The 14,091-nt window shown below is 74.0% G+C and carries 11 protein-coding genes; 6 read left to right on the forward strand and 5 right to left on the reverse strand.

Annotated features, from left to right (window positions below; all coding sequences use genetic code 11):
• Window positions 1-28: 28 nt before the first annotated feature.
• Entirely contained in the window at window positions 29-1,495 is a 1,467-nt protein-coding gene (locus AB0B55_RS06325; RefSeq protein WP_357127124.1) for an MFS transporter, read from the reverse strand.
• Between the two features lie 217 nt (window positions 1,496-1,712).
• Here AB0B55_RS06325 and AB0B55_RS06330 point away from each other — a divergent pair, with 217 nt between their 5' ends.
• The gene (locus tag AB0B55_RS06330) at window positions 1,713-2,291 is read left to right on the forward strand and encodes a helix-turn-helix domain-containing protein (protein WP_357127127.1); all 579 of its coding nucleotides are present in this window, start codon (window positions 1,713-1,715) and stop codon (window positions 2,289-2,291) included.
• Between the two features lie 6 nt (window positions 2,292-2,297).
• Here AB0B55_RS06330 and AB0B55_RS06335 read toward each other — a convergent pair whose 3' ends face one another.
• Window positions 2,298-3,659: a pentapeptide repeat-containing protein gene (locus AB0B55_RS06335; protein WP_357170768.1), complete on the reverse strand. Its 1,362-nt coding sequence runs from the start codon at window positions 3,657-3,659 to the stop codon at window positions 2,298-2,300.
• A gap of 233 nt (window positions 3,660-3,892) precedes the next feature.
• Here AB0B55_RS06335 and AB0B55_RS06340 point away from each other — a divergent pair, with 233 nt between their 5' ends.
• The 3 genes from AB0B55_RS06340 (at window position 3,893) to AB0B55_RS06350 (ending at window position 7,501) form a co-directional block, all read left to right on the forward strand.
• Window positions 3,893-4,666 (forward strand): alpha/beta fold hydrolase, encoded by a 774-nt coding sequence (locus tag AB0B55_RS06340; protein ID WP_357170770.1) that lies wholly within the window; start codon window positions 3,893-3,895, stop codon window positions 4,664-4,666.
• 172 nt (window positions 4,667-4,838) lie between these two features.
• Window positions 4,839-7,067, forward strand: coding sequence for a M48 family metalloprotease (locus tag AB0B55_RS06345; RefSeq protein WP_357170772.1), 2,229 nt, complete (start codon window positions 4,839-4,841; stop codon window positions 7,065-7,067).
• A gap of 14 nt (window positions 7,068-7,081) precedes the next feature.
• Complete coding sequence (locus tag AB0B55_RS06350) at window positions 7,082-7,501, forward strand: hypothetical protein (RefSeq protein ID WP_357170774.1); 420 nt, start codon at window positions 7,082-7,084, stop codon at window positions 7,499-7,501.
• Window positions 7,502-7,525: 24 nt separating this feature from the next.
• On the opposite strand, the gene AB0B55_RS06355 is transcribed toward AB0B55_RS06350, so the two are convergent.
• Window positions 7,526-8,398: an aldo/keto reductase gene (locus AB0B55_RS06355; RefSeq protein WP_357127143.1), complete on the reverse strand. Its 873-nt coding sequence runs from the start codon at window positions 8,396-8,398 to the stop codon at window positions 7,526-7,528.
• A 197-nt stretch (window positions 8,399-8,595) separates the two neighbouring features.
• On the opposite strand from AB0B55_RS06355, the gene AB0B55_RS06360 reads away from it, so the two are divergent.
• Window positions 8,596-12,576, forward strand: a complete 3,981-nt coding sequence (locus AB0B55_RS06360) for a CHAT domain-containing protein (protein WP_357170776.1) — start codon at window positions 8,596-8,598, stop codon at window positions 12,574-12,576.
• 21 nt (window positions 12,577-12,597) lie between these two features.
• Here AB0B55_RS06360 and AB0B55_RS06365 read toward each other — a convergent pair whose 3' ends face one another.
• Together AB0B55_RS06365 and AB0B55_RS06370 are read right to left on the reverse strand one after the other, a co-directional pair.
• Window positions 12,598-13,056, reverse strand: coding sequence for a hypothetical protein (locus tag AB0B55_RS06365; protein WP_355049531.1), 459 nt, complete (start codon window positions 13,054-13,056; stop codon window positions 12,598-12,600).
• A complete protein-coding gene (locus tag AB0B55_RS06370; protein WP_357127151.1) occupies window positions 13,053-13,367 on the reverse strand; it encodes a hypothetical protein in 315 nt (104 codons plus the stop codon). The genes AB0B55_RS06365 and AB0B55_RS06370 overlap by 4 nt, the downstream gene beginning before the upstream one ends.
• Before the next feature lie 227 nt (window positions 13,368-13,594).
• Here AB0B55_RS06370 and AB0B55_RS06375 point away from each other — a divergent pair, with 227 nt between their 5' ends.
• Complete coding sequence (locus AB0B55_RS06375; protein WP_357170778.1) at window positions 13,595-13,960, forward strand: YciI family protein; 366 nt, start codon at window positions 13,595-13,597, stop codon at window positions 13,958-13,960.
• The last annotated feature ends 131 nt before the right edge of the window (window positions 13,961-14,091 follow it).

Raw genomic sequence — 14,091 nt, forward strand, 5'->3', positions numbered from 1 at the left:
GCGAACCGCCCGGGCTGCGACGCGGGCCTCAGCGGGTGGCCGGCATGGTGGCGAACTCGCCGGCTAGCTCGGACTCGACGATCGTCGTGGCGGACGGCCGGCGACCGGCCGACGCCCGCCGGGCGGACGGGACGGCGAGGGCCGCGAGCGCGGCGGCGAGGGCGATCGCGGTGAGGAGGAGAAACCCCGCCGTGAAGCCGGCCTCCCGGGGCAGGCCGCTGGCCTGCGGGTGGGCGGTGATCACGCCGCTGACCACGGCCGCGCCGATCGCGCCGCCGATGGTCCGGATGTTGGCGTTCATGCCGGTCGCCACGCCGGTCTGGCTGGCGGGCACGCTGGCGACGATGAGGTTGGCCATCGACGCGAAGGCCAGGCCGATGCCGAGGCCGACCAGGCCACCGGCGACGGCGACCTCCCAGCGGGTGGCGTGCGCGGCGGCGAGCATCGCCGACGCCGCCACGTTGAACGCCGCGCCGGTGGCGAGCTGCGCCTTGGCGCTGAACACGGCCTGGAGCCGGCCGGCGAGGATGCCCGCGACGAACATCGCGACGAGCATCGGCAGCATGAGCAGACCGGCCTGGCTGATGCTGGCGCCGAAGCCGTAGCCGGCCGCGGTCGGGGTCTGCACGAACTGGGGCAGGAACGCGTACACGGAGAACATCGATCCGCCGTAGAGCAGGGCGACCAGGTTGGTGGTCCAGACGCCGGGCAGGCGCATCATCCGCATGTCGATCAGCGGGTTGGCCGAGCGCAGTTCGGCGGTCAGCCAGCCGGCCAGCAGCACCACGGCGAGGGCGAGCAGGCCGAGCACCCGGGTGCTGGTCCAGCCCCAGGCCGCGCCCTGGCTGATCGGCAGGAGCAGCGCGACCAACCAGCCGGAGAGCAGCAGGGTGGCCCGCCAGTCGATCCGACCGGGGGTACGCACCGGGGACTCGGGGATGAACAGGTACGCGGCGACGGCGGTCAGCCCCACCACGACCAGCGGGATCCAGAACAGCCACCGGTAGTCCAGCGCGGTGACGATCGGGCCGGCCAGGACGACGCCCAGGCCACCGCCGGCGGCGACGATCGCCGAGATGGCGGCGACCGCGCCGGAGACCCGCGCGGCGGGGAACTCGTCGCGGATGATGCCGAACGACAGTGGGAAGACCGCGCCGCCAATGCCCTGCACGACCCGGGCGACGATGAGCACGCCGATGTTCGGCGCGATGGCGGCCACCAGGCAGCCGAGGGCGAGGGCGGCGAGCGAGACGACGAGCATCCGCTCCTTGCCGACCATGTCACCGACCCGTCCGAGGATCGGCGTGAAGATCGAGGCGGAGAGCAGGTAGGCGGTCAGGACCCAGGTCACGGTGTTCTGGGAGGTGTGCAGATCCTGCTGGATGGTCGGCAGCACCGGGGTGATCAGCGACTGGAGCATCGCGAAGAATCCGGCGCCGGCCGCGAGCACGGTGAAGGTGAGCCGACGCGAGCTGCGTCGGGAGGTCACTGCCACGAGAGAAAACTCCTGAAATGGTACGGAAGGAGGCGTCTGTCACCCGTCGTCGGCGGCGGGCGGGTTGTCGGGTCCGGGCGATCGGGTGGCCAGGCGGATCGGGCGGTTCCCGAGGTAAGCTATCCGGAGGCAGGCCTCCGGGAGTTCCGGAGGGGTGCCTCCACTAAGCTAGCGGAGGGTTGCCTCCGGATGCAACCAGGATGAGGTGACGCACGTCATGACCAGCGCGGGGGTGCCCGAGGTTTTCGCCCAGCGGCCCAAGCGGGCCGACGCGCGGCGCAACTACGACGCCCTGATCGCCGCGGCACGTGACGCGTTCGCCGAGAACGGCGCGGCCGCCTCCCTGGAGGACGTGGCCCGCCGGGCCGGGGTGGGCATCGGGACCCTCTATCGCAACTTCCCGACCCGGCGGCACCTCTTCGAGGCCGTCTACGTGGAGGAGGTCCGGGCGCTCAGTCGGTCGGCGGAGGACCTGGCCGAGCTGCCCCCGTGGGACGCCCTCGTCGCCTGGCTGCACCGCTTCGTCGCGTACGTCGCCACGAAGCGGGCGCTCGCCGAGCAGTTGCTGCACGACTCGGAGATCTTCGGGACCTGCCGGACGGAGATCTACGCCGCCGGCGAGCCGCTCATGCGTCGCGCCCAGGCGGCCGGCGTGGTCCGCGACGACGTCGGCTTCGACGACGTGGTGCGCCTGATCAGCGGGCTCACGATGGCCCAGTTCCCCTCGCCCGAGCAGCGCGACCGGGTCCTCGGTGTGGCCCTCGACGGGTTGCGCCCGAAGGCCGCCACCCGCTGACGAGGCTCACTCGTCGACGAGCACCAGCCACTCGTCGTCCAAGCGTCTGACCACCGTGCCCGTCGGCCACCGGTGGCCGGGATCGACGACCGCCCGGGCCTGCTCCACCTGGGGTGGCCGGCTGAACTGCGTGTCGCGGAAACTGGCCATGCGGTGGAACCGGGCCCGGCCGAAGTTCGCGGCGTCGGTGAAGCGGGCACGGTCGAACGACGCCTCCCCTTCGAAGACCGTCCAGCGGAACAGCGCCATGTTCGCGAAACGGGCGGAGTAGAAGCTGGCCGACTCGCCGAACTCGCTGTGCTCCATGGACAGGGCGCCGTCGAAGACCGACTCCCGGAAGGTGGTGTCGTTCTCGAAGCGGGTCGCGTCGAAGCTGCTGGGCTGACCGAACGTCGCCCCGCGGAACGAGGTCTGCCCGGCGAAGCGGGACCGCCGGCAGTACAGTCCGTCGGCGAAATCGGCCCCCTCGAAGCTCGCGAGGCCCTGGACGCGGGCGTCGTCCAGGACCACCTCGCCGCCGGCCGTGAGGCCGTCGAGGGCCAGGTCGCCGAAGCTCGCCGCTCGTAGCAGCAGCCGTCCCGTCGTCGTCGCGCCCGCGAAGCTGGTCGCGCCGGTGAACGTCGCTCCCGTGAAGGTCGCGTCGGTGAGCGTGCAGCCCGCCGCGTCGAAGTCGACGAGCGCCGCGCCGCTCAGGTCCAGCACGACGCCCGGCCAGTGCGCCGTCTCGTCGTGCTCGCGCAGGTGCCGGGTCAGGACCCGCTGCGCGGTGCGCCGGACCTCCGTCTCGCGCGGCTCGTCGTCCGGCGGGGACATCCGCAGGTACGCGCAGAGCACCGCCACGATCGTCGACCGCTGTGACGGATTGTCCTGCCCGAGGCGCTCCAGCGCGTGCAGCCCGCCGAGGCGTACCGCCGCGCTGTCGTTGCCGAGCAGCTCGACCGCCCGGGTGTAGAGCTCGGTGAGCCGACGTTCGGCCGCGTCGTGTTCGGCGGCCGTCGACTGCCGGTCCTGCTGGCGCTGTGCGGCCTCGGCCACCGACTCGGCGTGTGCCTGCACCCGGTCCCGGTGGGCCTGGTCGCGGGCGGCGACGGTCTCCTGGTGGCGCTGGGCCCGCTCGGCGATCCACTGCCGGCGCGCGGCCAGCAGCAGGGCCAGCCCGCCGCCGGTGCCGGCGACCACGGTCAGGCCGGTGCGGATCGCGTCGATGCGCAGCGTGGCCCGGGTGTCCTGCTGGACGGCCCGGTCGGCCTCGGTGAGCAGCAGGCCGAGCACCAGCCAGCCCAGTACGGCGGCGAGCAGCAGGCCGACCAGGACCAGCCACCAGGGCATCACCCGCAACTGGCGATCGGGGGGTTCGTCGGCGGCCACGGCCACAGCATGCCACCGGTTGTCGACGGGCGGGGGTGTGCGGGTGCCCCTCGGTGTCCGTTGTGGAGTGCGACCGATTTGCCGGTTTGCGCCGTCGACGGGACAACGGGTTACTGGCGCGTAACAAGTCATTGACGTTGCCGAATTGTTGCGGGCATCATCGTCGCACGGTCGACCGGACACCCCCACCCACCTGCCCGGATCGTCGGGCGCCTCCCCCCGGAGGTGCAGCCATGCTGCTCCGAAAGACCGTCCTCGTCGTGTCCCTGGCCACCGCCGCCCTCCTCGCCTCGGCGGGAACCGCGATCGCCGCCCCCGTCGTCCCGGCCGCGACCACCGCCGCCGCCGTCGCCAACCCGGTCATCGTGGTTGGCGGGCTCAGCGGCGTCGCCGTCGCGTACGAACCGATCGCCGCCCGGCTGCGCGCCGACGGCTACCGGACCTTCATCTACCAGCTACCCGGACTGGGCCTCGGTGACATCCCCGCCTCGGCCCGCGCGTTCGCCGGGTACGTCGAGCAGGTGCGCGCCAGCACCGGCGCGGCGAGCGTCGACGTCGTCGCCCACTCCGAGGGCGGACTGGTCAGCCGCTACTACCTCAAACGACTCGGCGGCACCGCCACCATCGGCCGCTACGTCAGCCTGGGCACACCCCAGTACGGCACGTACGTCGCCAACATCGTGGCGTTCCTCGGCCTCGGGAGCTGCGCGGGCATCGTCGCCTGCCAACAGATGACCATCGGATCGGCGTTCCTCGCCGACCTCAACTCCGGCGACGACACCCCCGGCTCGGTGCGCTACACCACCATCCGCACGCTCCAGGACGAACTGGTGCGGCCGACCGGCAACGCCACCGTCAACGACGGCGCGACGAACGTTCTCATCCAGGCGTACTGCCCGCTGCGGGTGGTGGGGCACCTGGGCCTGGTGCTCGACGGCACGGCGTACACCATCGTGCGCGGCGCCCTGGTCGACGGCCCGGTGCGACCCAACTGCCTCGCGGTCTGAGCCCTTCGGTGCGGCGGTCCTGCGGGGACCGCCGCACCGGGCCCGCGACGACGAGTGTCGGTTGCGTGACGATCCTCGGAAACGGTGTGGCAGACATCAGACGTCCTCGATAACCTGCTCCGGCCGTCCACTGCCGACAGTGGGCGTCACCCGTCGAGAGGGAGCAGCAGGCATGACCGAGCCGCAGCGTGTGCCGCCGGAGAGCACACCGCCGACAGTGCCGCAGCTCGACGTCCGGGCCGCCGAACCCCCGGCCGCCGACACCCCGCCACCCACCGGCGGGTTCGCCGACCGGCCACCGGGTTACCCGAACGCCCTGGTCTGGCTGCGCGCCGGAATCCTGCGGGACTGGCGGGGCGTGCTCGGCGCGTTCGTCGCCACCTGGTTCTACCTGCCGATCGCGCTGCTCCTGGCGTTCTGGGGCGGTCTCGGCTTCGCCGTCGTCGGCCTCTTCGCCGGCGGCGCCGGCGCGGACGACCAGCTCCCCACGGTGCTGCGCGACGCGCCACTGATCGGCTCGCTGCTGGACGCGTTCCTCAGCCGCTCCGGCGGGATGCTGGGCGGCGTGGCCGGGTTCGTGGTCGGCTTCCTCGCCGGCTTCCTCGCCGTGCTGGTGCTGCCCTGGCTGACCGTTGTGGACGAGCCTCTCGCCCTGTTCACCGGCCTGATCGGCACGGTCGTCGCGGCGGCGCTGATCGGCGTCGTCTACACGCTGTACCGGGTGCTGCTCGAGCCGAGCCTGTTGGTGGTGTCCGGCGCGCGCCAGCCCAGCCGCCGCGAGAACGCACGACTGCGCCCGATCTTGGACGACTGCGCGCGACGACTCGGCCTGCCCAGTGTGCCCCGGCTGCTCATGGAGGACGACCCGGTCCTGAGCAACGCCCGCACGTACGCCCGACACGTGGTGGTCACCACCGCCGTGCTCGGCGAGCCGGACGACGAGGTCGCGGCGCTGCTCAGCCACGAGCTGGTGCACTGGCGCACCGGGGACGAGATCACCAGCGCCTTCGTGCGCGGCGTCGGCCTGCCACTCACCCTCGCCCACGCCCTGCCGACCTGGCTGATGCGGACGTTCCCGCACCCGGCCACCAACTTCGTGGTGTTCCTGTTCTTCTGGCCGGTGCTGCTCACCATGCGGTACGTGGTGCTGCCCCTGCACGCCCGCGACGTACGGGCCGCCGAGTACCGGGCCGACCTCGGCGCGGTGCTGACCGGGCACGTCGACGGGCTGCGACGCATCCTGGAGCGGCGGCTCTCCTTCGAGAGCGGGCGCAGCGGCTGGGACGAGGCTGTCTGCGCCACCCACCCGCCGCACGAGCTGCGGCTCGACGCGCTGGAGCGGGCGTCGGTGGCGGGTGCGCCCGCCCAGGCCGGCGTACCCGCCGACGTCGCCGCGTCGGTCACCGCCGAGCGGCTGTTCGGCCACAGCGGCCCGGTCGGCACCCGCCGCACCTGGCTGCTGGTCGGCATCCTCGCCCTCGTCGCCTGCCTCGGCGCCAGCGGGCTGAGCGTGGTGCAGTGGGCGTTCTTCCGCCCCCAGGCGACGGTCGACGGATTCTTCTCCGCCCTCGCCGACCGCGACAGCGAGGCCGCGCTCGACCACCTCGCCGACTCCGGCGACGGCACCGACCACAAGCTCCTCGCCCAACTGCTGCGCGGCAAGGGCTACCAGCCACCGACCGACGTCGAGATCACTTCCTTGGAGCGTGACGACGACACGGCCACCGCCACGGTGGCGTACCGGCTGGGTGATGCGCCGAAGACGGCCACCCTCACCCTGCGGCGCGAGGAGGAGACCACCGCCGGTCTGTTCCACGGCTGGCGGTTGGCCGGTGGGCCGATCCCGCTCAACTCGTCGATCGCCGAGCCGGGCGTACGCCTCAACGGGGTGGAGCTACCGGTCGCCACCGAGGGTCCGCCGCTGGTGCTGCTGCCCGGCCTGTACACGGCGACCGGCCCGTCCAGCGCGCTGAGCGAGACGCCCGCCGAGACCCTGCTGGTCGGCCCGGGGGAGGGATCGGCGATCCTGGAACTGGCCCCGGTGCTCAAGCCGACGGCGGTCGAGGCCGTCCAGACCCGGGTACGCGCCTGGTTGGACGAGTGCGCCAAGCAGACGGTCGCCGCACCGCCGGGCTGCCCGTTCCGCTACTACGGCGGGTCGGCGCAGAAGGTCACCTGGAAGATCCTGGAGTACCCGAAGGTCGCCGTCGAGCTGACCGGCCCGAGCACCGCCCGGGTGTCCACGCCGGTCGACGGGCAGGGCCGGGTGCAGGTCAGCGGCACCACCACGTACTTCGGCACCAGCTCACCGTTCAGCGACGACAGCGCGCTGACCGTCGCGGGTCTCGCCACCGCCGACGGGGATGCCGTCACCTTCCAAGCCGCCTCCGACTCCGACTGACCGGGAGACCCACCGTGACCGACAGCGACGCCGCCGCGCGGCTGCCCGTCCGGCTGACCATCAACCCCCGACAACGACAGCCCACCGCGGTCGACCTGCTGACCTGGATCCACCGCCGTCCGGAGTACCGGCCGGTGGTCCGGGCGGCCGGCGGTGGCGGGGGACGGCCCGGCTTCAGTGACGCCGTGATCATCGCGGTGCTGGCCCAGGGGTTGCTGCCGGGGCTGTTCAACCTGTTGCAGTCCTGGGTGGACCAGCAGCGTACGGAGGCGAGCATCCGGATCCAGTCCGGGGACACCGAGGTCGAGTTGCAGGTCAGCGGGCGCACCGACTCAGCCCGTCTGCTGGCCCAGGCCACCGAGGCGCTGCGCGCCGCCCAGGCCACCGAGGCGCTGCGCGCCGCCCGCGAGATCGGCCCGGACGCCGTCGACTGAACCGGCGGCGTCCGGACCAGCGAATCAGCTCGCCTTGGCCAACGCCTCGAACTCGTCGTCGGTGAGCCGTACGTCGGCGGCGCCGACGTTCTCCTCCAGGTGCGCCACCGACGACGTGCCGGGGATCGGCAGCATCACCGGCGACCGACGCAGCAACCAGGCCAACGCGAGCTGCGCGGGCGACGCGCCGTGCGCGTTGGAGATCGCATCCAGCGGGCCGCCCGGCCGGGCCAGCTCGCCGGTGGCGATCGGGTACCACGGGATGAACGCCAGGTCGTTGCGCTCGCAGTAGTCCAGCACGTCCTCGGCGCTGCGGTTGGCGAGGTTGTACAGGTTCTGCACGGAGACGATCTCAGTGATCGCCCGCGACTGCTCGACCTGCTCCACGCTGACCTCGGACAGCCCGATGTGCTGGATCTTGCCCTCCTGCTTCAGCAGCGCCAGCTCGCCGAGCTGGTCGGCGAGCGGAACCAGCGGGTCGATCCGGTGCAGCTGGTACAGCGGGATGCTGTCCAGGCCCAGGTGACGCAGGCTCAGCTCGCACTGCTGACGCAGGTACTCCGGGCGGCCCACCGCACGCCAGTCGCCGGGGCCGGACCGGGTCAGGCCGGCCTTGGTCGCGATGACCAGGTCGTCGGCGTACGGGTGCAGAGCCTCGCGGATCAGCATCTCGGACACGAACGGCCCGTACGAGTCGGCGGTGTCGATGAACGTCACGCCCAGCTCGATCGCCCGACGCAGCACCCGTACCGCCTCGGCCGGGTCCTTCGGATCGCCCCACACGCCCGGGCCGGTGATCTGCATCGCCCCGTAGCCGAGGCGGTTGACCGTGATGTCGCCCCCGATCCGGTACGTGCCGGACGCCTTCGCGGGCTGCTTACTGATGTCGGTCGCCATACGCACATCCTTCATCGTCTTTCGCCGTGGCGGGGGCCGGACGACACTCCGCCGACCCCAGTGATCGTCCCCCGGGATCCGTCCACCATGCCGCGGCCCGCCCAATTGTGTGCCGGGACACGATGACGGCTAGCGCGCTCCGTGTCCGGTCTGCTACGCCTGATCCGAGTCGGCGCGGCCGGCGCGGGGGAGGCGCGATGTGGCGACGGTTCAGACCCGACCCGATCGGGCGGCTGCGGGAGCGGCTGGAACGTTTCGGGGCCACCGGCGATCGGCGGGCGGTCCTCGACTCCGGCGCGATCCGCGACGCGGAGGCCGTCGTCGACCTGGTGACCGCGACGTCCCCGGACGGGCCGCTGCCCGAGCGGGTCGCCGAGGGTATGTCCCTCCTGGCCGGCCTGCACTGGTACCGCTATCAGCTACTGCCGTCGGGTGAGGACGCCGACGACCTCGACCAGGCGTTGCGGCTCACCGAGTTTCTGCTGCGCTTCGCGCCGGAACGGGTGCCGCCGCCGCTGCTGGAGCTGCTGCGCTCCCGGCCCGCTCCCGCTGAGGCGGCGGGTCGGCCGCCGCGCCCCCGGCCCGCCCCAATGGACACCACCGCCAGCGACCCGACGGCGAGTTCCCGGTACGTCGAGGCCGTCCTCCTGATGGCCGCCGCCGAGACCAGCCGCGACTACCGGGCGGCTGATCAGGCCGAGGCGCTGCTGCGGCAGGCGCTGGCCGGTACGCCGGCAGGAGCGCCCGAGCGCCTGCACTACCTGTCCGCCCTCGGCAGGGTCCACCGCGACCAGTTCCAGCATCTCGGCCGGCGACGGGCCCTGGCGGGGGCCGTCGAGGCGCACCGGGAGAGCCTGGAGGCGACCGGCGTCGGCGACCCGGAACGTCCCGTACGGCTGTTCAACCTCGGCAACGTCCTGGGCGACACGTACGACGTCGACCACGACCCCGCCGCGCTGGACGAGACGATCACCGCGCTGCGGGACGCGGTCCGGGTCGCCGCGCCGGGCACGCCGGTGCGCACGATGGCGCGGATGAACCTCGGCCAACGGCTGCGCGACCGGTGGCGGCTGCACCGGCGACCGGGTGACCTCGACGAGGCCGTCGACGCCTTCGCCGCCGCCCGGGACAGCGCCGACCCCCGGGTCGCCGCGTTGCACGGCGCCGCGCTCGCCGAGCGGTTCGCGCGCGACCGGATGCCCGCCGACCGGGACACCGCCATCGAGGCCTACCGGTCGGCGTTGACCGGGTTCGGTGGCCTCGCCCCGGATCTCGCCGGCACCGCCCAGTTCGGCCTCGCCACCCTGCTCGCCGAGCGGCACCACACCACCGCCGACCCGGCCGACCTCGACGCGGCGATCGACGCGTACCGGGCCGCCACCGCGTCCGGGTCGACGCCCGACGGGACGGACGGCGACGACCTGCGGCACGTCGCGGGCGGTCTGCTGGTGACCCGGTACGAGCGGCGCCGACGCGCCGACGACATCACCGAGGCGGTACGGGTGCTGCGCGCCACCGTGGGCGCCGCCCGGGACCCCGTCCAGCGGGCGCGTCGGCTCGCCGATCTCGGCCACGCGCTCGCCCTGGGCCACGCCGACCTCGGCGGGGTGAGCGCGCTGCGCGCCGGCCGCGACGCGCTGACCGAGGCGGAACGGCTGCTGCCCCGCGCCGACCCGCTGCGCCCCCACGTGCTCAACAACCTCGGCAACACCCTGCGCGAACTCTCCGACCTGGCCGGCGAGCCAACGCTGCTGGAGCCGGCCGCGGTCGCGCTGCGATCGGCCGTGGCCGCCGCCGATTCGGACACCGCGTCGCTGCCCCGGTACCGCTCGAACCTGGGTCTCGTGCTGCAGGCGCTCTTCGCCTCGACGCAGGACCTGGCGACCCTGACCGAGGCGATCGAGGTGCTGGCGCGGGTGGTCGAATCGACGCCACCGGGGCATCCGGACCGTCTGCCGGCGCTGACCAACTACGGCTCCGCCCTGAACCGCCGGGTCGAACTCTTCCTCGACGGCGCGCTGCCCGCGAGCGGCGGGCCCACGGACGAGGTCGCGGCCGGTATCGCCCAGGACTCCGACACCGCCGTGGGCGCGCTGCGCGAGGCCGCCGAGCTGGCCGAACAGGAGGCCGACCCCATTGAGTACGCCCAGACGGTCGCCACCCACGCGCTGGCCCACCTGCTGCGGCATCGCCTCAACGGTGACCTGCCGGCACTGGACGAGGCGGTTCGGCTGCTCGATCGGCTGAGCCGACGGCCGTCGGCCGGCGGGGACCGGCACCGGATCCTCACGAACCTCGGCAACGCTCTCCTGCTGCGCCACCAGGCCGGCCACGCCGACGCCGACGCCAGCGCCATGCTGACCGCCTACCGGGAGGCGGTCGACGAGCTGACCCCCGAGCATCCCGGCCGCGCCATGTGCCTGAGCAACCTGGCCACCGCTCTGGAGCGGGTCGCCGAGACCGGCGCGGGTGACTCCCGCGCGCTGGTCGAGGCGACCGCCGCGCTGCGCGCCGCCGCCCACGTCGAGTCCGCGCCGTCGCTGCTGCGGGCGACCGCCGCCGGCCGGTACGCGGCACACGCCGCCCAGGCGGGCGACCTGCCGGCCGCGCTCGACGGGTACACCACCGCCATCGAGCTGATCGACCTGGTGGCCTGGCACGGCATGGACCCCGACGACCAGACCCGCCTGCTCGGACGCTTCCCCGGCCTGGCCAGCGACGCGGCGGCGGTCGCCATCGCCCTGAACCGCCCGGAGCGCGCGGTCGAGCTGCTCGAATACGGCCGGGGAGTCCTGCTCACCCGCGCCCACGACGCGGGCGCGGACCTGGCCGCGCTCCGCGCGCGGGCGCCCCGCCTCGCCGACCTCCAAGCCGCCCTCGACGGCTTCGGGTCGCGGCCGCCGGGCCAGGTGGTGTCGCCGGACGGGTGGGAACGTGGCGGGTCGGTCGCCGCGACCGGAACGACGCCGGAGCAGCGGTACGACCTCGCCACCCGCCGCCGCCACCTGTTGGCCGAGATCCGCGACCGGCCCGGCTTCGCCGACTTCCTCCGCCCGCCGCCCTTCGACGATCTGGCCCGGGCCGCCGCGAACGGACCGGTGGTGCTGGTGAACGTCGCCGACCGGCGCTGCGACGCGCTGGTCGTCGCCGGCGGCCGGGTCACCGTCGTGCCCCTGCCGGAGCTGACCCTGGCCGAGCTGATCGTGCGTACGGCGAGCTTCCTGGGCGCGATCGCGGTGCTCACCGGGCCCTCGGCGGCGGACGTCACCCCGCCGCAGGTACAACGTCGGCACGCGGCGGCCCGCGCCGAGGTCGCCCAGACCCTGGACTGGCTGTGGCGCGTCATCGCCGTACCCGTCCTGGAGGTGGCCCTGCCCACCCCGCCGGCCGCCGACGCCGAGCCGGCGGACGGCGGCTGGCCCCGGCTGTGGTGGTGCCCCACGGGCGTGCTCACCCTCCTACCACTGCACGCGGCCGGCCCGGCCGACGGCGGCGACGGGCTGCTCGACCGGGTGGTGCCGTCCTACACGGCCTCGCTACGGGCGCTGACGCACGCCCGCCGGGCCGGACCGACAGCTCCCGGACCGGTCGACGCGGCGCTCTTCGTCGGCATGCCACAGACGCCCGGCCTGGCCGACCTGCCCGGCGTGGCGCGCGAGGAGGAGATCGTCCGACGGCGCCTCGGCCGGGTGCGTTCGCTCATCGGCCCGGCGGCCGGCCCGGCGACGGTGCTCGACGCCCTGCCCGAGCAGCCCGTCGCGCACCTGTCCTGCCACGGTACGCAGGACCTGCGCTTCCCGACCCGGGGACGCCTCGAGCTGGCGGGCGGCGCGCTCAGCGTCCGCGACCTGTGGCGGCCGGCGGGGCGGCCGGCCGCGCTGGCCGTCCTCTCCGCCTGCGAGACGGTACGCGGCGGGGCGGCCCTGCCGGACGAGGCGCTCACCCTCGGCACGGCCTTTCAACTGGCCGGCTTCCGGCACGTCATCGGCGCGTTGTGGTCCATCTCGGACGCGCTGACGGTGCGGCTCTGCGTCGACCTGTACGACGGGTTGGCGGTCAGCGGAGGGATCGCTCCGGACCGCGCGGCGGTGGCCCTGCACGCCGCCGTCCGCCGCCTGCGCGCCGCCCTACCCGACCATCCGGAAACCTGGGCCGGCTACGCGCACCTGGGCCCCTGAGCGCCGCTCAGCCTAGGAGGATCAGCGGCCGGGGGCGTACCAGGTCACGCCGACGGCGGCGACCAGCAGCGTGGTGCACAGCAGCACCAGCCCCACCCCGATGCGCAGGGACCGGACCGCCGCCATCGCCTCCCGGTGATCGCCCAGCGGGGCCGGCGGGAGAGCCGCCACCGGGGTCACCGTCAGCGGCCCGTGTGCCGCGCGGAGCAGCGCGAGCGCTCCGGCCACGCCCGCGGCCAGCGCGGCGAGCAGCAGCAACCCGACCAGCGCGCCCCAACCCGCGGCGAGGGTGGTCACGTCGGAGCGGCCCCGGATCAGGCTGAACCCGACCAGCGCCACCAGCAGGCCACCCAGGCCGTTGCGCCAGGCCAGCGCCGCCGCGCGTACCCGCTCCAGCTCGCCGCGCAGCAGTCCGGCGAGCTGCTGCGCGCCGCGTAGGTCGGCCACGGTCGCGGGCGGGCCGGGACGGAGACGGATCACGCCTCGACCTCCAGCCACAGCGTCCAGTACGCCCCGCAGCCCCGCAGCCCGGCGGGGCACCCCGGGTGCTCGGCCTCGCACTCGCACAGCAGCGTCCGGTAGCCCGGGTCGGAGGTCGCCGCGTCCTTGCGGTAGATCGCGTCGACGAGCGTGGTGGCGCTCGCGTGGCCGCACCGGGGACAGCGCCCGCTGAGCACCACCGCGAACTCGAACTCCTGGGCCCGGAAGTCCGCCGCGGCCCGCGTGGCGTACGCCTCGTCGGTCACCTCGGCGTACGACAGAGGGCTCGACGTCGGCCCGTCGTCACTCATCCCGACCTCCCGCCACCGACATCTGGACCGTCCACCGTAGCCGGTGACCACACCGGGTGCGCCCACGTGCCCGTGTCCGGATGCCGTCCGTCCCGGTGACCGACCCGGGGGAGTTGCGCGGAGCGACGGGTACCGCCCCTTTCGACGTGCGAGGCTGGGCGCGTGCCGGTGACGCCGGCTCGGGTGTCGGCGTCGGACCGGGCCGGCGCGACGGCGGAGGGAGGGCCATGCCGCAGGTGCCGCAGGTCGACTTCGCGCTCGACACGTACGAGTGCATCGTGATCTATCCCGGAGCGGCCGGACGGGCCCTGCCCCCGGAGACCGTGCAGCGGTTGCAGGCCGAGCACGCCGAGCACATGCGGGCGCTACAGCGCAGCGGGATCATCCTGGTCTCCGGCTCGGTGGACGGCCCGGCCCGTACGCCGGAGCCGCCGATCGGCTTCGGGCTGGCCCGCACCGGCAGCGTCGAGGACGTGCGCGGCGTGTTGGAGGCCGATCCGGCGGTGCAGGCCGGCCTCTACCGGGTGGACGTGTTGACCTTCCTCTGCCCGGCCGGCTCGCTGGAGTTTCCGCTGGTCAAGGCCGGTAACTGACCGTCGATCCGGAGACGGGTGTCAGGCCGTTGACGGCGTCGTGGCCGGCGCCGGTGTTACCGTCGCGCGTACGGCGTGGGCCGGCCGTCCCCGGCCGTCCAGGCGGCGCACGAGCCGCGTGACCTGCTCAC

It is taken from the genome of Micromonospora sp. NPDC049107 (assembly GCF_040648595.1).
Taxonomy (GTDB): Bacteria; Actinomycetota; Actinomycetes; order Mycobacteriales; family Micromonosporaceae; genus Micromonospora.